We start from the raw sequence: 20546 nt of genomic DNA, 5'->3' as shown, positions 1-20546 counted from the left end.
ATTTCCTATATTCGGGATCTGATCCGAACCACCCCGTTTGCAGCCGAAGTGACAGATCCGTTCATGTCCAATCTTCCCCATGACCGTGAGGATGTCGATCTTGCGGTCAAGACAAAGCCGCGCACGCAGCGCCCTCCGATGTATAAGGTGCTGCTGCTGAACGATGATTTCACCCCGATGGAGTTCGTCGTTCATGTGCTCGAACGGCTTTTCAACATGACCCACGCCCAGGCGATCGAGATCATGCTGACCGTGCATCGCAAGGGGGTGGCCGTTGTCGGTGTCTTCTCGCATGAAATCGCCGAAACCAAGGTGGCGCAAGTGATGGAGCTTGCCCGCCGCCAGCAGCATCCGCTGCAATGTACCATGGAAAAAGAGTAGAACGTGGCAGGTTCCCGACTGGAGCTCGTGTTCGGCGGCGTGCCGCCCGAGGGCCGTCTGTTGCTGATTGGCGCAGGCGCGACGAGCGATTTGAATTTTCTTGATCCGGCGCGTGTGCAGGCCGTGCAGCGCTTGTATCCCGATGTCGTGGCGCTGAAGGCGCAGGGCTTTGCGCCGGTGACCGAGGTCGAGGGCCAGTTCGATCTGGGTCTCGTCTTCCTGCCCCGCGCCAAGGCCGAGGCGCATGCCCGGATCGCCGAGGCGGCGGCGCATCTGCCGTCCGGGGCCTCGCTCTGGATCGACGGACAAAAGACCGACGGTATCGATGCGATCCTGAAGGAATTGCGCGCCTTGGCCCCGGTCGATGAGGTGCAATCCCGCGCGCATGGCAAGATCTTTCGCGTGACCCTGCCCGATGCGGGCTGGGTTCCGGAAAACTGGGCGGCACGTGACATCGAGGCCGCGCCCGGATTCGTGACCCGCGCGGGCGTGTTTTCGGCGGATGGCCCCGATCCTGCCTCGCAGGCCCTGGCCGCGCATTTGCCTGAAAAGCTGCCGAGCCGCGTGGTGGATCTCGGCGCGGGCTGGGGCTGGCTTTCGGCCCAGATCCTGCAACGTCCGGGCGTCGGTGTCCTGCATCTGGTCGAGGCCGATGCCGTCGCGCTGGATTGCGCGCGGCGCAACGTCACCGATCCGCGCGCCCAGTTCCATTGGGCTGATGCTCGCGACTTCAAGCTGCCCGAGCCGGTGAATGGAGTGGTGATGAATCCGCCCTTCCATGAGGGGCGGGCCGCAGATCCGCGCCTTGGTGCGGATTTTATCCGTGCCGCCGCACGCCTGCTGACGGGGGCAGGGCGGCTCTGGATGGTGGCAAACCGCCATCTTCCCTATGAGCAGACCCTGCGCGAAGTCTTTGCCGATGTGGCCGAGCTGGGCGGCGATTCCCGCTTCAAGATCCTGACCGCGACCGGGGCGCAGCGTCCTGGCGCGCGCAAACCCATGCCAAGGGGACGCAAGAGATGAGCCTTTCCGTTCAGGGAAAGACGGCGATCGTGACCGGTGCGGGGCGTGGTCTTGGCCTCGCCATTGCCCGCCATCTGGCCGCAGCCGGGGCGAATGTCATGTTCGCCGACAGTGACGAGGCCGCGCTCGAGGCCGAGCTGGGCGACGAGTCGCGCTCGGATGGGCCGATACGTGCCTTTGCCGGAGATCTGTCACAGAAACTGACACATGCAAATCTGGTTTCGGCGACGATCGACGCCTTTGATCGGATCGACGTGTTGGTGAACGCCCATCGTGTCGTGCAATCCTGTGATCCGCTTGCGGTGGATGACGAATTGCTGGGCGCGATGATGCGCGAAAACATGACCGCGGGCCTGAAGCTGTCGCAAATGGTCGCAAAACGCATGGTGGCGCAGGCCGAGAGCGAATCGGATGCGCAGGCCTTGCAGAACGGTGCCATCATCAACCTCACCTCGCTGGTCACGGATCTGGCGCAGCCGCAAATGCTGGCCTATTCGATTGCCAGCGCCGCACAGGCGCAGGCGACCAGATCTCTTGCCATGGCGTTGGCGCATAAGCGCATCCGGGTGAATGGCGTGGCTTTTGGCTCGATCATGTCGAATCATCTGCAATTGAACCTGCGCGAAGACCCCAAGCTGCGCGACAAGCTGGTCGCGGCGACCCCTCTGGGCCGGATCGCGGGCGTGGACGAGTTGGGCGCGACGGTGCAATTTCTCGCCAGCGAAGGCGCGGCCTTCATCACCGGCCAGATCCTGCGCGTCGATGGCGGACGCAGCCTGGGGGATCCGATGGCGCCGGGGGTGTTCTAGCCTTCCTCGGGATAGGCGGCCTTGCAGGCATCGACCGCCTGTCGGGCCGAGGCGGTCAACGCGCGTTTGCGCTCGGCCAGATTGTCCCTTTTGCGCTCTTCGGCGGCCGGGTCGATCGGAACACGGTAGCGTTCGGTATCGGTCACATCGCGCAGGCATGGCCGATACGAGATGTAACGGTCTCCATCGCGGTCATAGACGACATAGCGGCAGTCGGTCCAGATCGTATGCGTGACCTCGCGTTCTGCCCAGGCATAGCCGCGGGCGAGATTGCCCTCGACCTCGGCCAAAAGACTAGATACCGCCCGGTATTCGCTGGTGTTGCGGCTGATGCAGCGCTCCTGGGGGGTGCCACAGGCCGCAAGCGCCAGCGCAGGTAGCAGGCCAAGGATCAGGTTGCGAGACATGGGGTCTATCTCTAGTTGTTTGCAGCAAGGATATGGCCGGGCAGGAAATCCGGCAACTCACGAATGCAAGGAAATCGGGCGATGCAGATGCAGGCGGAACGTGACATGGCGGCCTCGTGGTTTCGGGCATTGCGCGATCGGATCGTCACGGCCTTTGAGTCGCTGGAAGAACGCGCCCCGGGTGACGCCGCGCCCGGCCGCTTCGAGATCCGCGAGACCAGCCGCGCCGAAGGCGGTGGCGGAGGGCTGATGTCAGTCATGCGCGAGGGCCGCGCCTTTGAAAAGGTAGGGGTGAACTGGTCGGCGGTTCACGGCGAATTGGCGCCCCCGGCCCGGGCGGCGATGGCCGCTCGCGGTGTGCCGGGGATTGACGAGGATCCGCGCTTCTGGGCCTCGGGGGTCAGCCTTGTGGCGCATATGCGCAACCCGCATGCGCCGGCGGTTCATATGAACACGCGGATGTTCTGGACGCCGGGCGCGTGGTGGTTCGGGGGTGGAACCGACCTGAACCCTTGCCTTGAATATGCTGAGGATACTCAATATTTCCACGCCACGCTTCGCGATTGCTGCGCGCCGCACGGGGCCGATTACTATGATCGTTTCAAGGCTTGGGCGGATGAGTATTTCTTTATCCCGCATCGTGGCCGCGCGCGGGGCGTGGGCGGGATCTTTTACGATGACCTGAACAGCGGTGACTGGCAGGCGGATTTTGCCTTTACCAAAGCGGTGGGTGAGGCGTTCCTGCCCGCGTTCCTGCCGCTGGCCGAGCGTCGGATGGCGCAGGGCTGGAGCCCCGCCGAGCGCGAGGCGCAGCTGATCCATCGCGGTCTCTATGCCGAATATAATCTCGTTTATGATCGCGGAACGAAATTCGGACTGGCAACCGGCCATGACCCCGAGGCTGTGCTGATGAGCCTGCCGCCGCTGGCGAAATGGGCGTAACGAGAAAAGCCGCGCCCGGAATCCCGGCGCGGCAAAGGCTTATTCGGCCTGCTTGACGATGCGGGCCGGGTTTCCGGCGACCGTGGCTCCCGGCGGAACGTCATGGGTCACGACCGAGCCCGCGCCGATGATCGCGCCATTTCCGACGGTGATGCCGGGCAGGATGATCGCGCCGCCGCCGACCCAGACATCGTCTCCGATCGTGATGGGCGCGCCATATTCGATCCCGCGCCGACGCTTGTCCGCGTCACGCGGATGATCGGGCGTCAGAACCTGGACCATCGGTCCGAACTGGCAGCGCGCGCCGATGCGGATTTCGCAGACATCGAGAAAGACGCAGCCGTAATTCACAAAGCAGTCGGGTCCGAAATGGATATGCTTGCCGTAGTCAACCGCAAACGGCACGCGGATGACCGCGCCATTCCAGGTTCCCAGAAGCTGGGTCAGCGTGCGCGCCCGGGTCTTGTCGCCGACAATGGTCTGATTGTAATCCCGCATCAGCCCCTGCGCAGTCTTGCGCATGGTGACCAACTCACCATCGCCGGGCTCATAGGGATGCCCGGCCAGCATATCCTCGCGCGCGGTCAAATGAATCCAAGCTCCAGCCGCGCTTCGTCGGACATCATGTCCATGCCCCATTGGGGTTGAAAGGTCATCTCGACATCGACCTGCTTGACGCCGGGCAGCGCTTCGACGGCATCGGCGACCCAACCGGGCATCTCGCCCGCGACGGGGCAGCCCGGCGCGGTCAGGGTCATCACGACTCGCACCGCGTTTTCGGGATCGATGGCGATCGTGTAGATCAGCCCGAGGTCAAAGATGTTTACCGGAATTTCCGGATCATAAACCGTCTTGCAGGCTTCGACGACTGAATCGTAAAGCGGATGATCAGTTGTCGAAGGGGCAATCAGCGGATCGCCCTCCTGGAGGGTTTCAGTCGTCATGCGGCGCGTCCTGTCAATCGTTGATGATTATATAGGACTCTGGGCCGCCGGGGTCCAGTGCGCATCCTGGCCTTGATCAAAAGCGGAAATTCAGCCGCCGCGCGATGCCCAGATTGATCTCGGGCTGGTTGCGCTCTTGCACGATGGGACTGTCGCCGGCGTCGTTCAGAAGCCGTCCATAGGTGACCTTGCCCAGGATCGAGGTCTTGGGCGTCAGGGCGTAGCGCGCCTCGAGGCTGATATTCGCGCCATAGATGCCGCCCGAAGGATCATATTCGCGGAAATTGCTTGCCGCCGATTCGTCGGGGCTGACGCCGAAATAGGTATCGGTGAATTCGTCATCGCCCAGTTGCAGCTCGGCCGCGGTCCAGAGCGTCAGCTTGTCATTCACGATGAAGCGGTATTTCGTCCCGATTTCACCCACCAGCCCGTCATGGCCGCCGACGCCGAGGCGGACCGCGCCGTAGCTCATCGCCGGGCCCGAGACATAGTTCACGCGCAGCCCGATCTCGCCGGTCCAGTCGATGTCATCCAGACCCTCAAGCTCGTCGTGATCATCGGCCTTGCGGTCGCCGATATAGCCGAAGGAGGGGATAAGCGAGAAACCCTGCTTTTCCTCGCCGGTTTCGGTGCCGAGCGTCAGGTTGCGCATCGTGCCCCAGGGGCCAAGCTCAGTCTCGTCATCGCCGAAATAGCCGGGGCCATAGCTGATCCCCGCGCCGACATCGAAGGACGCCTCGCTGATATTATTGATCCATTGCGCGCTGGCAGGCGCGGCAAGGGCAGAGGTCGTCATCAGGGCAATCGCAAACAGGCAGCGCATCATCGAATCCGGGGAGCTAGTTGCCGCAAGCTATTGACGAAACTTTATCCTGCCCTCAACCCGTGAACAGATGGGGGCAGGCGATTATTCCAATGTGTGGCTTTCAGGTTCGCTCGGCCTGCTCCAGCTTTTCCAGCGCCTGCACCCACAGGCTTTCGGCGCGCTGCATGGCATCGACGGCCTCGGCATGTTTGCGGCCCAACTGCTTTGCCCGAAGCGAATCCTCATAGGTCGCGGGATCGGCGAGAATCGCGTCGAGCTTCTTCGTCATCTCTGTCAGCTTCTCGATGCGCTCTTCGGCCTTGCGGACCTCGGCGCGCAGTTCAAGGATCTTGTCGCGCGAGGGGCGTTTGGGCGCGGGCTTTTCCTCCGCTTTCGCGACCGGCTTTTCGTCGCCCGCGAGCAGCATCCGGCGGTAGTCGTCCAGATCGCCCTGCCAAGGCTGAACATCGCCCTGATCGACCAGCCAGAGACGTTCGGCGACGAGGCTCAGCAGGTGCATGTCGTGGCTGACCAGAACCACGGCGCCGGTATAATCGTTCAGCGCCTCGGTCAGGGCCTCGCGGCTTTCGATATCGAGGTGGTTGGTCGGTTCGTCGAGGATCAGCAGATGCGGCGCATCGATCGTCGCCAAGAGCAGCGACAGCCGTGCCTTTTGGCCACCCGAAAGTGCGCCGACCTTGGTCGTGGCCTGGGCCTCCATCAGGCCGAATCCGGCAAGGCGTGCCCGTTGCTTGGCGGGGCTTTCATGCGGGCGCAAACTGCGGACGTGATCCAGAGGCGTTTCCTCCAGATGCAATTCATCGACCTGATGCTGCGCGAAATAGCCGATGCGCAACTTGTTGGAGCGGGCAATCTTGCCCTCAAGCGGCTCAAGCCGTTCGGCCAGCAGCTTCGACAGCGTCGATTTGCCCTGACCATTGCGGCCTAGAAGCGCGATCCGGTCGTCCTGATCGATCCGCAGGTTCAGCTTGCGCAAGATCGCGCGGCCATCATAGCCAACCGCCAGACCCTCCATCGAGATGATGGGCGGCGACAGCTGGTCGGGCTGGGGGAAGGTGAAGCGGTGGAACTTGGCCTCTTCGGGGGCGGTGATCGGCTCCATCTTGGCCAGCATCTTGATCCGGGCCTGCGCCTGAACGGCCTTACTGGCCTTGGCGCGGAAACGGTCGACAAAGCTTTGCAGATGCGCGCGGCGGGCGTCCTGTTTCTTGGCCTCGGCGGCTTGCAGGGCGCGTTTTTCGGCGCGGGTGCGGGCAAAGGTGTCGTAGCCGCCGGTATAAAGCGTCAACTTGCGATCTTCGACATGCAGGATGTGTCCCACGGCGCGGTTCAACAAGTCGCGGTCGTGGCTGATGACGATGACGGTATGGGGATAGCGTTGCAGGTAGCTTTCCAGCCAGAGCGCGCCTTCAAGATCCAGATAGTTGGTCGGTTCGTCGAGCAGCAGCAGGTCAGGCTGCGCAAACAGCACCCCAGCGAGCGCCATCCGCATCCGCCAGCCACCCGAATAATCGCTGGTCGGGCGGGCCTGATCCTCGGTCGAGAAGCCAAGCCCCTTCAGGATCGCGGCGGCGCGCCCTTCGGCGGACCAAGCGTCGATATCGGCAAGGCGGGCATGGATTTCGCCGATGCGGATCGGATCGGTCGCATGTTCGGATTCGGCCATCAGGCTGGCGCGTTCGGTATCGGCGGCAAGCACCGTGTCCAGCACGCTGATATCGGTCCCTGCGGCTTCCTGCGCGACGCCGCCGATGCGCGCGCGCGTCGGCAGGCTGATCGAGCCCGCGTCCAGCGACAGCTCGCCCCGGATCAGCTTGAACAGCGTCGTCTTGCCTGCCCCGTTCGGGCCGACAAGGCCAACCTTATGGCCATAGGGAATGGAAGCCGAGGCCTGCTCGAAGAGCGGCCGACCGGCAATGGAATAGTTGATGTCATCAATGCGCAGCATTCGCACGGCATGGAGCAAGGCGGGGCGGTCGTCAATGCCGCGCCCGCTTTTCATCGCAGGCCGCGCGTGCTAACCGGGCGCGGATTTCGGGGCCATCTGGCCCTCATTTGTAAAAGGACATCTGACATGGCGACCGAACGCACGCTTTCGATCATCAAACCCGACGCCACCAAGCGCAACCTGACCGGCAAGATCAACGCCAAGTTCGAAGATGCCGGCCTGCGCATCGTCGCACAAAAGCGCATCCAACTGACCCTGGCTCAAGCCGGTCAGTTCTATGCCGAGCACAAAGAGCGCCCCTTCTTCGGTGAGCTGACCGAATTCATGGTGTCCGAGCCGGTCGTCGTGCAAGTTCTGGAAGGCGAAGGCGCCATCCTGAAAAACCGCGAAGTCATGGGCGCCACCAACCCGGCGAACGCTGACGAAGGCACCATCCGCAAAGAGTTCGCTCTGTCGGTTGGCGAGAACTCGGTCCACGGTTCGGACAGCCCGGAAGCAGCTGCCCGCGAGATCGCCTTCTTCTTCTCGGGTCTCGAACTGGTCGGTTAATCCCGTCTCGTTCCCCGGAAATGGAAAGGGCCGCCCCATAACGGGCGGCCCTTTTTCTATTGCTGCGTGGCGGTCAGATCGAAGCGGATCGTGACCGGAAAGCCCACCGTGCTTTCATCAGCATAGCCCGCGCCAATGCCGAAATCGCGCCGGTCGACCTTCATCTCGCCTTTGGCCTTGGCCTCGCTGCCGTTGATCTCCAGCGAGAAGGGCAGTTCCGCCGGGATGGTCTTGCCCGCGATGGTCAGCGTGCCCCGCGCGATATGCGGCGCGCCTTCGGAGGCCGGGGGCTGTATGTCGCCCTCGAACTTGGCAGTCGGAAAGGCGGGGGCGTTCAGGAAGTCCGGCCCCTTGGCATTGTCGCTGACCGCGCCCAGCGTCAGCGAGGCGATATCGATGCTGACCGCGACATGGCCGGTCTTGGCGGTCGGATCATAGTCGATAGCTGCCTGCCACGAGGCGAATTGCCCCGAAATCGGCGCGCCGCCTTGCGCCACCTCGATCCCCAGCGTGCCTTGCTGGACCGCCCAGCCCGAGGCGGGCTGCGCGGCCGTGGTGAGGGGTTCTTGGGCCTGCTCGGCGGGGATCAGTGCCGTTCCGGTCCAGATCGCGAGCGCGGCCAGAATGGGCAGAAGATGAGATAAAGGCGAAGCATGGGATTGCGGCGGTTCCGGCGCGCGGTCGGCGGGGCCTGCCATGCGCGCCAAAGTGCCGTCGCGGTCGATCAGCGCATGTTTCAGCGCCCCGGCGACATGCAACACGATCAGTCCCGCCAGCACCCACCAGCCGGTTTCATGAAAATGGCCAATGGATTTGGCCAGCTCGGCATCCTCGGGGATGAAGGGCAGGCGTTGGCCAATCGGCCAGAGGATGCGCGAGAAGCCCCCCGGCGCGGCCGAGTGGATGATCCAACCGGTCAGCGGCATGATCACCATGCCGATCCACAAAGCCCAATGAACCATCTCGGCCGCGAAAAGCTCAAGCTTGCGCCCCGGATGCAGGGGGCGGGGTTTGGGCTGGGTCATCGTCCACAAGATTCGCAGCACAGCCAGCGCCAACACCGTCACGCCCACGGTTTTGTGCCATGAGAAAGTCGCGAAGACCGCTTGCAATTCGGCCTCGGAGCCGGTGGGCAGGTTGTTTGCGTAAAACCCCAGCCCGATCGCCGCAAAGATCAGGGCGGCCACGCTCCAATGGAACAGGCGCGCGACCCAGCCATAGGCGCGGGGGGTATTTCGGGCAGTCATCAGCATTCTCCCATGACTTCGCGCCAATGGCGGCGGCAGAGCGAGACGTAGGTTTCATTGCCGCCGATCTGGACCTGCGCGCCCTCATGCAGCACGCGGCCCTGATCGTCCTGACGCATGACCATCGTGGCCTTGCGACCGCAATGACAAATGGTGCGGACCTCGCGCATGTCATCGGCCCATGCGAGCAGCGCCGCCGAGCCGGGGAACAATTGGCCACGGAAATCGACGCGCAAGCCGTAGCACATGACCGGCAAGCCAAGATCATCGGTAACGCGGGCAAGCTGCCAGACCTGAGCCTTGGTCAGGAACTGTGCCTCATCGACAAAGACACAGGCGCAGTCGCGGCCTTGGCCCTCGATCAGGGCGAATAGATCGGTCTCGGTGGAGAAAGAGGTGGCAAGCTCGGCAATGCCGATGCGGCTGCCGATGGTGCCCTTGCCCGCGCGGTCGTCGAAGGCGGCTGTCAGCAGCAGCGTCTTCATTCCGCGTTCGCGGTAGTTATAGGACGCCTGCAGCAAGAGCGTGCTCTTGCCCGCGTTCATCGTCGAGTAATGGAAATAAAGCTTGGCCATGGCGGCAGATAGCCTTGGCCGGAACGAGGTCGCAAGCCGCCGCGCGAGGATCACGCGGCGGCTCACGCATTGTTCAGTCGCGCTGTGCCGATTTCGGCGCACGCGAGGGGCGACGCGCCGGACGTTTGCGCGCGCCTTGGGCATTGTTGCCGGGACGGCCAGCCGGGCCGCCGCGCTCGCGGATCTTGCTGGCCTCGAAGGGCACTTCACCGCCGACGACCGGGATCGCGGCTTTCATCGCTTTTTCAATGGCGCGCAACTCGCCCATTTCGGCGGGGGCGCAGAAGGCGATGGCGCGGCCGTCACGACCGGCGCGCGCGGTGCGGCCAATGCGGTGGACGTAGTTTTCCGCGACGTTCGGCAGGTCGTAGTTATAGACATGCGCGACTTCGGGGATGTCGATGCCGCGTGCCGCCACGTCGGTCGCGACCAGAACCTTGGTGTCACCGGCACGGAAGCCCGCAAGCGCGCGTTCGCGCTGGCCTTGGCTCTTGTTGCCGTGGATCGCGGCGACCTTGAAGCCCCATTTCTCGAGCAGCTTCGACAGCTTTTCGGAACCGTGCTTGGTGCGGCCAAAGACGATCGCCAACTCGTCGCGGTGCTTGGCGAGATATTCGGCCAGAAGCGTCGCTTTCTCGCCTTGGTTCACGAAATGCACGCCCTGTTCGATCTTGGCAGCGGCCTGACCCGGAGGGTTCACGGCGACTTTCAGCGGATCGGTCAGGTAGCTCTCGGCCAGTTCTTCCATCAGCTTCGGCATGGTGGCCGAGAACAGCAGCGTCTGACGCTCGCGCGGCAGCATCTTGGCGATGCGGCGCAGCGCGTGGATGAAGCCGATATCCAGCATCTGGTCGGCCTCGTCGAGGACCAGATATTTGGTCTGCGACAGGTCGATCGCGCCACGCTCGATCAGGTCGATCAGACGGCCGGGGGTGGCGATCAGCACATCGACGCCGCGCTCCATCCGCATGGTCTGCACGTTGATCGAGGCACCGCCGACGACGCGGAACTGACGGATCGCCGTGCCGGCGGCATAGGCGTCGATATTCTCGGCGATCTGGGTGGCCAATTCGCGCGTCGGCGCAAGGATCAGCGCGCGGCAGGTCTTGGGCTCGGGCTTGCGGCCAATGTTCAGAAGGCGCGTCAGCATCGGCAAGCCAAAGGCCGCCGTCTTGCCGGTGCCGGTCTGGGCGAGGCCCAGAAGGTCACGGCCCTCGACGATGCCGGGGATGGATTTTTCCTGAATGGGCGAGGGAGCCTCGATGCCCATCGGCGGCAGGTTGATCGCAACGCGCGCGTCAATACCCATGCGGGTAAAGGGCGTGTCGATATCGGGAATGGCGCGGCGGATGAATTTCTCTTCCGGTTCCGAGCGCATCCGACGGTGGTTCGGATTGGGTTTCGGCTTGCCGTCGCGATGGAAGGGCGGCTTACCGCCGTGATCGCTACGGGTCTTGTTCTCGCCATGATGGCGGGGTTTGCCCGAGCGGTTCGGGCGCGGCGTGTCGTTGGTCATGTCGTCTTTCAGCCAGTCGCCCGCGTATCGGCGCACATGGCATATGGCCGCGACCAAAGCGCGGCGGTTGCGAGGGGGCGGGCGCGATACGCGTGCCCGCAAGCCTCCCCGCGTGAATGGGAAACTGAAAACAGGGGCCGACCTGACGCGAATAAGGCGTCGGCTGCTCACGCGGCAGCAGGCGGCAATCCGTTGCAGATGAGGGCAGGGGCGCAAAAAGTCAAGCGCGGTCTGCGGAATCCATCCAGATCGTCACCGGCCCGTCATTGACGAGCGACACTTTCATATCCGCGCCGAATCTGCCGGTTGCAACGGGAAGGCCCAGATCGCGCAGGCTTTGGGCAAAGCGAAGGTAAAGCACCTCACCGCGCGCGGGGGCCTCGGCGGTGGAAAATCCGGGGCGGTTGCCGGTACGGGTATCGGCAGCCAAGGTGAACTGGCTCACGACCAGAACCGAGCCGCCGATATCCGCTACCGACCGGTTCATCTTATCGGCCTCGTCACGGAAGATGCGCAGTTTGGCCACGCGGGCGGCGAGTTTGGCGGGCGTGTCGTCGGGGTCGCCCTGCATGGCGCAGACGAGGACCAAAAGCCCCGGCCCGATGCTGCCAATGCTTTCGCCCGCAACCTTGACCTCGGCCTCGGCGACGCGCTGGATCAATGCCCGCATTTTACTTGCCCAGAATGATGCCGAGGATCACGAACATCAGGCCAAAGACCGATCCGGCCAGCGCCGCCATGTTCACGGCGACGACACGGCGCATGATCTGGCGCATCGCCTCGTCATCCTTGAGGCCCTTGGCGCGCGCAGCCGTCATGATGCACCAGCAAAGTGCCGCAAGACCCAGCGCCGTCAGCGCCGTGCCACCCCAGATCAGCCCGTCCCAGATCGTCATTTCCGCTCGTCCCCGATGCACTCGTGATGATCTGCCGGGACTAGCGGTGATTGCACTAGCTCGCAAGACCGCCTATTCCGCTTCCACGCACAAAGGAGCCGACCATGAGTGACGACAACGCCTATGGCATCGCAGCTGGTGAGCTGCGCCAGTTCATCGAGCAGTTCGAGCAGCTTGAGGCCGAAAAGAAAGACGTCTCCGAACGCCAGAAAGAGCTGATGGCCGAGGCCAAGGCGCGCGGTTACGACACCAAGGTGATGAAAAAGGTCATCGCTTTGCGCAAGCGCGACCAGAACGATATCGCCGAGGAAGAAGCCATTCTCGAGATGTACAAGGCCGCTTTGGGTATGGCCTGAGGAGGCTGGCATGTCGGGACTCGTCATTGATCTTGCGGCAATTCAGGCCAATTGGCAGGCCCTTGCCGGGCTTGCGCCCGATGCCCGCGCCGGGGCCGTGGTCAAGGCGGATGCTTACGGTCTTGGCGCAGATCGCGTCGCACCCGCACTTTACGAGGCAGGGGCGCGTGATTTCTTCGTCGCCTTGGCTGCCGAAGGGCGTGCGATCCGGCCTCTGCTGGCGGATGACGCACAAATCTTCGTGCTGTCGGGCCATATGGAAGGCGAGGACCTGAGCGGTCTGATCCCGCTTTTGAACAGTCCCGAGCAGTTCTTCCGCGACCGGGCCTTGCGTCCGCGCGGGCCGTTCGGCATCCAGCTTGATACCGGCATGAACCGTCTGGGCCTTGAGCCGGGTGAATGGGCCGCGATCCGTGGCGAGGCGCTCGCCGCCGGACCGCGCCTTGTCATGTCGCATCTGGCCTGCGCCGATGAGCCGGAACATGCGGCGAATGCGGCGCAACTCGCGGCCTTCCGGGCGATGACCGGGGGCGTTGACGCTCCGCGTTCGCTTGCCGCGACGGGGGGCGTGCTATTGGGGCCGGATTTCCATTTCGACCTCATCCGTGCCGGTATCGGCATGTATGGCGGCTTGCCGTTTGCAGATGCGAAGCCCGTCGTGACGCTGTCTTTGCCGGTGATCCAGACCCGCGAGGTTCGTCCCGGCGAAGGCGTGGGTTACGGCTACAGCTGGACGGCTCAGCGTCCCTCGCGCATTGCGACCGTGGCCGCGGGCTATGCCGACGGTCTGGCCCGCGCCTTGGCGCGTCAGGGCGAGTTGAAGCTTTGGTGCGGTACGCGCGCTTGCCCGGTGATCGGTCGCATCTCGATGGACCTGATCACGGTCGATGTCACTGACCTGCCGGATGTCCCGAAAGATCTCGCTATCCTGAACGCCGCGCAGGGCGTCGATGCGCTGGCGGATCTGTCGGGCACGATCGGATATGAGATCCTGACCTCGCTCGGTCACCGCTACACGCGGACCTATCTGTGAACCCAATCCGCCTGATCGGCAGAGCAGGGATCGGCCTGACCCGGATGACGGGTCGTGTCGCGATCTTTGCAGCCAAGGGGCTGGCGCGGGTCGGGGCGCACCCTTCGGAATTGGCGCGGCAGATGCTGCATATCGGTTGGCTCTCGCTGCCGGTCGTCGGGTTGACGGCGCTGTTTACCGGTGCGGCCTTGGCGCTGCAGATCCATTCCGGGGGCGAGCGTTTCCAAGCCTCGGACGTGGTTCCGGCGATTGTCGCCATTGGCATGGCACGCGAGCTTGGCCCGGTTCTGGGCGGGCTCATGGTCGCCGCGCGGGTCGCGAGCGCGATTGCCGCCGAGCTTGGCACCATGCGCGTCACCGAGCAGATCGACGCGCTGGAGACGCTCTCGACAGATCCGGTGGGCTGGCTCGTCTCGCCCCGGCTCTGGGCGGCGATCCTGTGCTTGCCCGTGCTGGTCGGCGTCGGCGACATCATCGGCATTATGGGCGGCTGGCTGATCGGGGTGAATGCGTTGGGTTTCAACTCGACGACCTATATCAGCAATAGCTGGGCCTATCTCGAAGGCTGGGACGTCGTCTCGGGGCTGGTCAAGGGCGCGTTTTTCGGGATGGTCGTGGCGCTTTCGGGGTGCTGGTTCGGCATGCGCGCTGGGAATGGCGCAGCGGGCGTCGGTCGGGCGACGACGAATGCCGTGGTGGCAGCCTCGGTCGGTATCTTGGCGGTGAATTTCATCCTGACGGGGCTTTTCTTCTGATGATCGAAATTCGCGGGCTGACGAAAAGCTTCGGCGCGAAACGGGTTCTGGACGGGGTCGATCTTCGGCTTGCTGAGGGCGAAAGTCTTGTGGTGATCGGCGGTTCGGGAACCGGGAAATCGGTGCTTCTGCGCTGCATCCTTGGGCTTGAGCCCCCCGATGCTGGCGAGATTCTTTGGCGCGGCAAGCCCTTGGCTCAGCGGCGCACTGAATTCATGGACGAGTTCGGGATGCTGTTTCAGAACGCGGCTTTGTTCGACAGCCTGCCGATCTGGCGCAATGTGGCGTTCCGCCTGCTACGCGTGATGCCCACGGCGCGTGCCCGCGCCGTGGCGCTCGAGAAACTGGCCCGCGTCGGGCTTGGACCCGAGGTTGCGGATCTTTACCCTGCGGAACTGTCCGGTGGGATGCGAAAGCGCGCAGGGCTTGCGCGCGCCATAGCGGCCGATCCATCGGTGATTTTTTTTGACGAGCCGACGACGGGTCTTGACCCGATCCGGGCGGCGGCGATCAACACGCTGATCCGGGGCATTGTCGATGAGACCGGCGCGAGCGCAATTACCATCACCCATGACATGACCTCGGTGCGCGCGATCGGCGACCGGGTCGCGCTGCTCGATCAGGGTCGGGTGCGCTGGCAGGGCGGGGTGGGTGAAATCGATCACGCGCAAGACGAATATCTGCAGGATTTCGTCGCAGGCCGCGCCCGGCCTATCGGGTCGCAATCGCAAGACTGAATGCATATATATGCGACAGCACCTGCGCAAATGCGCGCCAGCCTGCCTGCAGGTCTTGTGCGAATCCCGCGCAGTTGCGACCATGAACCTGTACTTCTGCACTCTGACCGGAGACGAATTTGGGTCTTTCCCCGACTGCCCCCGCGACCACGACCGCTGGCGAAACCCTGCTGGAGTTCCACGACAACAGGCTTCTGATCGACCTTTGCGGCCCTCATGACCGTCATTTGGCGCGCATCGAGGAGGCCCTCAAGGTCCACATCCTTCGACGCGGCAATCTGCTTTCCGTCGTCGGACCGGCCGATGCTCAGGCCGAGGCGGCCCAGGTTCTGCGCGGGCTTTACGCCCGTCTCGAACAGGGTCGCCATGTTGAACTGCCCGAGATCGAAGCCGCGCTTCGCATGGGCACCGAACCGGCGCAGGAAAGCCTGAGCCCCGCCGAACAGCTGGAAATGTTCCAGACCGGCCATGTCGAATTGCGGACCCGCAAGAAAACCGTCGAGCCCCGCACCGAGGCGCAAAAGGACTACGTCCGAAACCTTTTTGCCAATGAATTGGCCTTTGGCATCGGCCCGGCAGGCACGGGCAAGACCTATCTGGCTGTCGCGGTCGGCGTCACCATGCTGATCGGCGGCCATGTCGACAAGATCATCCTGTCGCGCCCCGCCGTCGAGGCCGGCGAGCGTCTGGGCTTCCTGCCCGGCGATATGAAGGAAAAAGTCGATCCTTACATGCAGCCGCTCTATGACGCGCTGAACGACTTCCTGCCCGGCAAGCAGATGCAGAAGTTGATGGAGGAAAAGCGCATCGAGATCGCGCCTTTGGCCTTCATGCGCGGGCGCACGCTCTCGAACGCCTTCGTCGTTCTCGACGAGGCGCAGAACGCGACCACCATGCAGATGAAGATGTTCCTGACCCGTCTGGGCGAGGGCTCGCGCATGGTCATCACCGGCGACCGCACCCAGATCGACCTGCCGCGCGGGGTGCATTCCGGCCTGACCGATGCCGAGAAGATCCTCAAGGACGTCAAGGGCATCAGCTTCAGCTATTTCACCGCCAAGGACGTCGTGCGCCACCCGCTGGTCGCCCGCATCATCGAGGCCTATGACAGCGAGGCCGAGCAGGCTCTGGCGCGGGGCGAGCCCTTCGACGAGCGTGGCCAGCGCATTCCGCGCCGCGAGCCGCGCTTCGCGACCGCCGGGGGGCAAAGCGATGCGTGATCCTTTCGAGGATGAAGAGACCGGGGGCATTGTCGATCTGGTGATCGAGGATGAGCGCTGGGAGGATGTCGATCTGCCCGGCATGTCCGAGCGCGCCGCTCGCGCCGTCGGCGACTGGCTGGGTCTCAGCGAATTTCAGGTCGTGGTCATGGGCTGTGACGATCAACGCATCGCGGGTTTGAATGCCGAATTCCGCGACAAGCCCAAGCCCACCAATGTGCTGAGTTGGCCCGCCATCGAATTCGATGCGCGGGCTCCCGGCGCGGTTCCGCATCTACCCGAGATCGAGGAGCTTGGAGATATCGCCATCTCCTTCGATACCTGCTGGCGCGAGGCCGAGGCGCAGGGCAAGCCCTTTGCCGATCACGCGACACATCTGCTTGTGCATGCCATGCTGCATCTTGCGGGATATGACCATATCGACGATCAGGATGCCGAGACCATGGAGGATGCCGAGCGCTCGATCCTCGGCAAGCTGGGCATCTCCGATCCCTATCTGGAACTGGAAACATGAGTAACGACCGAAGTCCCGACACGCCCGTTTCTGCTGAACCCGCCTCATGGGCCGATGGCGTCGGCGGCGACGGGCGGGATCTTCCGCAATCGCGCGGCTTTCTGGGACGCATTTTCGGCGCTTTCGGCGGCGGGGACAGCGAGGCGGATGAACCGGAGATGGGCGAGGCCTCGGCCAGTGGAACCAGCAAATCTGCGCTTGGCATGGTCAATCTGCGCCGGATGCGCGTCGATGACGTTGCCATTCCCAAGGCCGAGATCGTTGCCGTTCCGGTCAATACCGCATTGCCCGAACTGGTCGAAATCTTTCGCGAGCATGGTTTCTCGCGCGTGCCGGTCTTCAAGGGCACGCTGGACAGCCCGCTGGGGCTGATCCATCTCAAGGATCTCGCGCTGAAATATGGTTTCGGTGCCGCCGCGCCCGCGCGTTTCGCCTTGCGGCCGTTGCTGCGTCCTCTGCTTTATGTCCCCCCCTCGATGCCCATTGGCGTGCTGCTCCAACAGATGCAGCAAAAGCGGATCCATATGGCACTGGTGATCGACGAATATGGCGGGGTGGACGGTCTGGTGACGATCGAGGATCTGATCGAACAGGTCATCGGCGATATCGACGACGAGCATGACGAGATCGAGGGCGGCTTGCTCATGGCCGAAAAGCCCGGGCAATGGATCGTACAGGCCCGCGCGGCCCTCGAGGATGTCGAGGCCGAGACCGGGCTGCGCCTGTCCTCGGACGAGGAAGAGATCGACACTCTGGGCGGGCTGATCTTCATGCTGACCGGCCGTGTACCGGTGCGGGGCGAGGTCATCCCCCATGACAGCGGCGTCGAATTCGAGATCATCGAGGCCGATCCGCGTCGGGTGAAACGGGTGCGGCTGCGCCAAACCAAGGCGCAACCGACCGAAGGCATGCCCACAGCCGAAGCGGGTTAAAGCCCGGAAAAGGCCCGAGCATGGGTAATGGTGCTGCCTGCGGGCAGCGCCGGCCCCCGTGCCATCAGATGCGGCCCGGCATAGGGCGATGCCAGATCGACCGGCGCAAAGCCGAAGCGCCGGTAATAGGCAGGATCGCCCAGAACGACGATAGAGTGCTCTGGCGCAGTCGCAATGGCCGCGCGGACAAGCGCTCCGCCGATGCCACGACCCTGTAGCGCAGGATGGACCGCGACGGGGGCAAGTGCGAAGGCCGGTCCTTCGGCCCCGAGCGGCGACATGGCGACATGTCCGATGATTGTTCCCGCCACATCCGCGACAAGTGATAAGGCGAGATCATCGTGATCGCGCAGGTTTTCGACCAGCCGGGCCTCGTCCTCGCCGTCAAAGGCGCGGCGCAGCAGGGCGGAAATAGCTGCGCCCTCTCGCGGATGTTCAGGCCGAATGCGGGGCAAGACATTGATGCGGTCGAAGGCGCGGGCAATGTCGCGGCTGCGCTCGCCCCATGCGCTGGCCGCCATGCGCGTCTGATGCGCGGCAAAAGCCTCGGCATCGGCGAAGAGCTCGTCCAGCCGCCAGACCATCGGGTCCTCGGTCTGCGACAGATCGAAACGCAGATTGCCGGGTTCGGCGCGGCTCAGGCTGACATGATCGGGCAGCAGGTCCAGCGCCAGCAGCATCTGATCCATGTCTGCGCAGATCAGATGACCAGAAAGCGCGACAAGCGGAGGCTCAAGCGCGAGCTCGACGCCTTCTGCCGCGTGTTGATGGGGGTGATCGTGATGATGATGGTGATGCCCGCAGGTGCAGCCGCTCATGGACATGGTCCTTTCGTTTGGGGAAAGGCTAGCAGGGGTGGCCTAGAAGCACCACCGCGATCAATGCGCCGGGCAGCCGCCTGGTATCGCTTTCCTTTTTCTCGCGCTCGTGTCGTCAGCCGACGGCCTTGGCGGGTTTGAAGGGCGCCATGCCGGCCCGGGCCAGTTCATCCGCGCGCTCGTTTTCGGGATGCCCGGCATGGCCCTTGATCCATGCCCAATGCACGGTATGGCGGGCTTGCGCGGCATCAAGACGCTGCCAGAGTTCCGCATTCTTCACGGGCTTCCTGTCAGCGGTGCGCCAGCCGTTGCGCTTCCAGCCGTGGATCCATTGCGTGACGCCGTTCTTCACATAGGCGCTGTCGGTGGTGATGGTGATCTCGCTGGGGCGCGACAGCACCTCCAGTGCCGAGATTGCGGCCATCAACTCCATGCGGTTATTGGTTGTGTCACCTTCGCCGCCAGAAAGCTCGCGTTCTTTCAGGATCGCGTCGCCATTCATGGCGCGCATCAGCACCCCCCAGCCGCCGGGGCCGGGATTGCCGCTGCAGGCCCCGTCGGTCCAAGCGTAAAGCGCCGTCATGCCTCGAGGCCCTTATAGCCGGGCAGGGCGGCGATGCGCGCGATCCATGCGTTGATGGCCGGGAAGCGGTCCATATCAAAGCCGCTGCGCGTGCCTGCGGTATGGGTGTAGCCGTAAAGGCAGATATCGGCGACGCTCGCGGCCTCGCCGACCAACCATTCGCGACCCGTCAGGCGGTTCTCCATGATCTGGAGCAAAGCATGGCCGCGTTCCAGAAGTTCCGCCATGCGCTCGGGCGTGGCGAGGTGGCGGCGGGCAGGATAGAAAAGCAGCGCGCCGCGCACGGCGATGACGCCCTCATGCTGGTTCTGCTCCCAGAACATCCAAGACAGCATCTCGGCGCGCAGGAAGGGATCGGCGGGGATGAAATCCGTGCCTTCGCCCAGCCAGCACAGGATCGCATTCGATTCCGGCAGCAAGCGGCCATCATCCAGTTCCAGAACCGGGGCCTTGCCGAAGGGCAGGGCACCTGCGGCCTTGGCCTGCTCGATCGCGGGGGAGTCCGACTCGACCGGGATCATTTCGCAATCGCGGTCCAAAAGCGACAGAAGCAGCCGGACCTTGTAGCTGTTCCCCGAGGAAGGCATTGAATAAAGGCGCATGTCCTGTCCCGTTTGCTGAAAGCCGTCCCTTGCCCGCAAATCGCCGGGAGGGTCGGCGGCCACTATAGGCGGGAAGGTCGTGGGCGGCCAGAGCCAGCCGCCCGCGCGGGGGTCAGGGGTTGGCCAGATAGGGGATCGTGCCGGCGATGTCGGTATCGTCGATCAGGCGGAAATGGCTGACCGAGCCCTCCTGACGGGCCTTGCCGAAGGGGGCGTATTCCTCGCAATTGACGAAGCCCATTGCGTCATCCCGGGTCGGGAACTGGATCAGAGCGATCAGGGTCTCGTCGGTCTTTTCGCCTTCGAGCGTCTCGATGCTGCCGCTGCGCGACAGGTAGCGGCCATTATGCTTGGCTGCAATGTCATGGACCCGGGCCGCATATTCAGGAATCCACGCGTCATCGGTCACCTTCACCTCGGCGATCAGAAAGACAGTCATTCGGGTTCTCCTCCCCTTGTTCCGCCACGCGGCGGCCTGGGCAGGATAGTGGCCGAAGCAGATCTGTTTCAATTGGACAATTGGGCGATCTTCACGCGGAGCAGGGCTTGGCCAGATAGGGGATCGCGCCCGCGATATCGCTGTCATCGATCAGGCGGTAATGTGACACAGAGCCCTTGTGGCGCGCGGCGCGATAGGGCGCATATTCCGGATCATGCATCAGGGCCATGACATTCTCGCGCGAGGGGAATTCGAGCAGCGCGATGCCGGTGAGATCGCGGGGCTCGCCTTCGAGCGTCTCGATATTGGTGCTGCGCGACAGGTAGCGGCCGCCATGCCGCGCGGCGATTTCATGGACATGGGCCACATAGCCCGGAAGCCAGGCCTCGTCGGTCACTTTGAGTTCAGCGATCAGATAGACGGTCATGCCGGATCACTCCCTGAGCGCCGCGACCCGCATGGTCGCGGCGGATGCAGGGCAGGATAGCAGAAAG

At 63.7% G+C, this 20546-nt stretch carries 27 protein-coding genes; 12 read left to right on the top strand and 15 right to left on the bottom strand.

Annotated elements, in window-relative coordinates; genetic code table 11:
* Nucleotides 1–63 precede the first annotated feature (63 nt).
* From clpS to ESZ60_RS11415, 3 genes are read left to right on the top strand one after another with little or no spacing between them, the layout of a single operon-like run.
* A complete protein-coding gene (clpS, locus tag ESZ60_RS11425) occupies nucleotides 64–381 on the top strand; it encodes an ATP-dependent Clp protease adapter ClpS (protein WP_134680716.1) in 318 nt (105 codons plus the stop codon).
* Nucleotides 382–384: 3 nt separating this feature from the next.
* Nucleotides 385–1404 carry a class I SAM-dependent methyltransferase gene (locus ESZ60_RS11420; protein ID WP_134680715.1) on the top strand — a complete coding sequence of 340 codons (1020 nt, stop codon included), beginning with the start codon at nucleotides 385–387 and terminating at the stop codon, nucleotides 1402–1404.
* Complete coding sequence (locus ESZ60_RS11415; RefSeq protein WP_134680714.1) at nucleotides 1401–2213, top strand: SDR family NAD(P)-dependent oxidoreductase; 813 nt, start codon at nucleotides 1401–1403, stop codon at nucleotides 2211–2213. Before ESZ60_RS11420 ends, ESZ60_RS11415 begins: the two co-directional genes overlap by 4 nt.
* Here the strand turns inward: ESZ60_RS11415 and ESZ60_RS11410 are convergent.
* On the bottom strand, nucleotides 2210–2620 hold the full coding sequence (locus tag ESZ60_RS11410) for a hypothetical protein (RefSeq protein WP_134680713.1): 411 nt from the start codon (nucleotides 2618–2620) through the stop codon (nucleotides 2210–2212). The genes ESZ60_RS11415 and ESZ60_RS11410 overlap by 4 nt on opposite strands.
* A gap of 81 nt (nucleotides 2621–2701) precedes the next feature.
* Here ESZ60_RS11410 and hemF point away from each other — a divergent pair, with 81 nt between their 5' ends.
* Nucleotides 2702–3562 (top strand): oxygen-dependent coproporphyrinogen oxidase, encoded by an 861-nt coding sequence (hemF, locus tag ESZ60_RS11405; protein WP_134680712.1) that lies wholly within the window; start codon nucleotides 2702–2704, stop codon nucleotides 3560–3562.
* Between the two features lie 39 nt (nucleotides 3563–3601).
* On the opposite strand, the gene ESZ60_RS11400 is transcribed toward hemF, so the two are convergent.
* The 4 genes from ESZ60_RS11400 to ESZ60_RS11385 all read right to left on the bottom strand — a co-directional run bounded on the left by ESZ60_RS11400 (nucleotide 3602) and on the right by ESZ60_RS11385 (nucleotide 7280).
* Nucleotides 3602–4150 (bottom strand): sugar O-acetyltransferase, encoded by a 549-nt coding sequence (locus ESZ60_RS11400; protein WP_209021289.1) that lies wholly within the window; start codon nucleotides 4148–4150, stop codon nucleotides 3602–3604.
* On the bottom strand, nucleotides 4147–4506 hold the full coding sequence (locus tag ESZ60_RS11395; RefSeq protein ID WP_134680711.1) for an SUF system Fe-S cluster assembly protein: 360 nt from the start codon (nucleotides 4504–4506) through the stop codon (nucleotides 4147–4149). The genes ESZ60_RS11400 and ESZ60_RS11395 overlap by 4 nt, the downstream gene beginning before the upstream one ends.
* A 76-nt stretch (nucleotides 4507–4582) precedes the next feature.
* On the bottom strand, nucleotides 4583–5332 hold the full coding sequence (locus ESZ60_RS11390) for a MipA/OmpV family protein (RefSeq protein WP_245155669.1): 750 nt from the start codon (nucleotides 5330–5332) through the stop codon (nucleotides 4583–4585).
* Between the two features lie 100 nt (nucleotides 5333–5432).
* Nucleotides 5433–7280: an ABC-F family ATP-binding cassette domain-containing protein gene (locus tag ESZ60_RS11385; RefSeq protein ID WP_134680710.1), complete on the bottom strand. Its 1848-nt coding sequence runs from the start codon at nucleotides 7278–7280 to the stop codon at nucleotides 5433–5435.
* Nucleotides 7281–7406: 126 nt separating this feature from the next.
* Here ESZ60_RS11385 and ndk point away from each other — a divergent pair, with 126 nt between their 5' ends.
* The gene (gene ndk, locus ESZ60_RS11380) at nucleotides 7407–7829 is read left to right on the top strand and encodes a nucleoside-diphosphate kinase (RefSeq protein ID WP_134680709.1); all 423 of its coding nucleotides are present in this window, start codon (nucleotides 7407–7409) and stop codon (nucleotides 7827–7829) included.
* Between the two features lie 56 nt (nucleotides 7830–7885).
* On the opposite strand, the gene ESZ60_RS11375 is transcribed toward ndk, so the two are convergent.
* The 5 genes from ESZ60_RS11375 to ESZ60_RS11355 all read right to left on the bottom strand — a co-directional run bounded on the left by ESZ60_RS11375 (nucleotide 7886) and on the right by ESZ60_RS11355 (nucleotide 12063).
* Nucleotides 7886–9076: a cytochrome b/b6 domain-containing protein gene (locus ESZ60_RS11375; protein ID WP_134680708.1), complete on the bottom strand. Its 1191-nt coding sequence runs from the start codon at nucleotides 9074–9076 to the stop codon at nucleotides 7886–7888.
* On the bottom strand, nucleotides 9076–9651 hold the full coding sequence (locus tag ESZ60_RS11370) for a thymidine kinase (protein WP_134680772.1): 576 nt from the start codon (nucleotides 9649–9651) through the stop codon (nucleotides 9076–9078). The genes ESZ60_RS11375 and ESZ60_RS11370 overlap by 1 nt, the downstream gene beginning before the upstream one ends.
* A 73-nt stretch (nucleotides 9652–9724) precedes the next feature.
* On the bottom strand, nucleotides 9725–11167 hold the full coding sequence (locus ESZ60_RS11365; RefSeq protein WP_134680707.1) for a DEAD/DEAH box helicase: 1443 nt from the start codon (nucleotides 11165–11167) through the stop codon (nucleotides 9725–9727).
* A gap of 220 nt (nucleotides 11168–11387) precedes the next feature.
* On the bottom strand, nucleotides 11388–11837 hold the full coding sequence (gene dtd / locus ESZ60_RS11360; RefSeq protein WP_134680706.1) for a D-aminoacyl-tRNA deacylase: 450 nt from the start codon (nucleotides 11835–11837) through the stop codon (nucleotides 11388–11390).
* 1 nt (nucleotide 11838) lies between these two features.
* A complete protein-coding gene (locus ESZ60_RS11355; protein WP_134680705.1) occupies nucleotides 11839–12063 on the bottom strand; it encodes a hypothetical protein in 225 nt (74 codons plus the stop codon).
* 104 nt (nucleotides 12064–12167) lie between these two features.
* Between ESZ60_RS11355 and ESZ60_RS11350 the strand changes: the two genes are divergently transcribed.
* From ESZ60_RS11350 to ESZ60_RS11320, 7 genes are all read left to right on the top strand, one after another.
* Nucleotides 12168–12419: a DUF2312 domain-containing protein gene (locus ESZ60_RS11350; RefSeq protein WP_134680704.1), complete on the top strand. Its 252-nt coding sequence runs from the start codon at nucleotides 12168–12170 to the stop codon at nucleotides 12417–12419.
* A 10-nt stretch (nucleotides 12420–12429) separates the two neighbouring features.
* A complete protein-coding gene (gene alr, locus ESZ60_RS11345) occupies nucleotides 12430–13452 on the top strand; it encodes an alanine racemase (protein ID WP_134680703.1) in 1023 nt (340 codons plus the stop codon).
* Entirely contained in the window at nucleotides 13449–14207 is a 759-nt protein-coding gene (locus ESZ60_RS11340; protein ID WP_134680702.1) for an MlaE family ABC transporter permease, read from the top strand. The genes alr and ESZ60_RS11340 overlap by 4 nt, the downstream gene beginning before the upstream one ends.
* Nucleotides 14207–14944, top strand: coding sequence for an ABC transporter ATP-binding protein (locus ESZ60_RS11335; RefSeq protein WP_134680701.1), 738 nt, complete (start codon nucleotides 14207–14209; stop codon nucleotides 14942–14944). Before ESZ60_RS11340 ends, ESZ60_RS11335 begins: the two co-directional genes overlap by 1 nt.
* Before the next feature lie 119 nt (nucleotides 14945–15063).
* Entirely contained in the window at nucleotides 15064–16164 is a 1101-nt protein-coding gene (locus ESZ60_RS11330; RefSeq protein ID WP_134680700.1) for a PhoH family protein, read from the top strand.
* The gene (gene ybeY, locus ESZ60_RS11325; RefSeq protein WP_134680699.1) at nucleotides 16157–16678 is read left to right on the top strand and encodes an rRNA maturation RNase YbeY; all 522 of its coding nucleotides are present in this window, start codon (nucleotides 16157–16159) and stop codon (nucleotides 16676–16678) included. The genes ESZ60_RS11330 and ybeY overlap by 8 nt, the downstream gene beginning before the upstream one ends.
* Nucleotides 16675–17610: a transporter associated domain-containing protein gene (locus ESZ60_RS11320; protein ID WP_134680698.1), complete on the top strand. Its 936-nt coding sequence runs from the start codon at nucleotides 16675–16677 to the stop codon at nucleotides 17608–17610. Before ybeY ends, ESZ60_RS11320 begins: the two co-directional genes overlap by 4 nt.
* On the opposite strand, the gene ESZ60_RS11315 is transcribed toward ESZ60_RS11320, so the two are convergent.
* From ESZ60_RS11315 to ESZ60_RS11295, 5 genes are all read right to left on the bottom strand, one after another.
* Nucleotides 17607–18428 (bottom strand): GNAT family N-acetyltransferase, encoded by an 822-nt coding sequence (locus ESZ60_RS11315; protein WP_134680697.1) that lies wholly within the window; start codon nucleotides 18426–18428, stop codon nucleotides 17607–17609. The genes ESZ60_RS11320 and ESZ60_RS11315 overlap by 4 nt on opposite strands.
* Nucleotides 18429–18543: 115 nt before the next feature.
* Nucleotides 18544–19011: a ribonuclease HI gene (gene rnhA / locus ESZ60_RS11310; RefSeq protein ID WP_134680696.1), complete on the bottom strand. Its 468-nt coding sequence runs from the start codon at nucleotides 19009–19011 to the stop codon at nucleotides 18544–18546.
* Entirely contained in the window at nucleotides 19008–19613 is a 606-nt protein-coding gene (locus tag ESZ60_RS11305) for a glutathione S-transferase family protein (protein ID WP_134680695.1), read from the bottom strand. The genes rnhA and ESZ60_RS11305 overlap by 4 nt, the downstream gene beginning before the upstream one ends.
* A gap of 112 nt (nucleotides 19614–19725) precedes the next feature.
* The gene (locus tag ESZ60_RS11300; RefSeq protein ID WP_134680694.1) at nucleotides 19726–20052 is read right to left on the bottom strand and encodes a DUF1330 domain-containing protein; all 327 of its coding nucleotides are present in this window, start codon (nucleotides 20050–20052) and stop codon (nucleotides 19726–19728) included.
* A gap of 91 nt (nucleotides 20053–20143) precedes the next feature.
* Nucleotides 20144–20479 carry a DUF1330 domain-containing protein gene (locus tag ESZ60_RS11295; protein WP_134680693.1) on the bottom strand — a complete coding sequence of 112 codons (336 nt, stop codon included), beginning with the start codon at nucleotides 20477–20479 and terminating at the stop codon, nucleotides 20144–20146.
* Nucleotides 20480–20546: the final 67 nt, after the last annotated feature.

The sequence above is a fragment of the Paracoccus ravus genome, assembly GCF_004522175.1.
Taxonomy (GTDB): domain Bacteria; phylum Pseudomonadota; class Alphaproteobacteria; order Rhodobacterales; family Rhodobacteraceae; genus Paracoccus; species Paracoccus ravus.
Note: the sequence above shows the minus strand (reverse complement) of the source record. Positions and strands in the feature narration are given on the sequence as shown.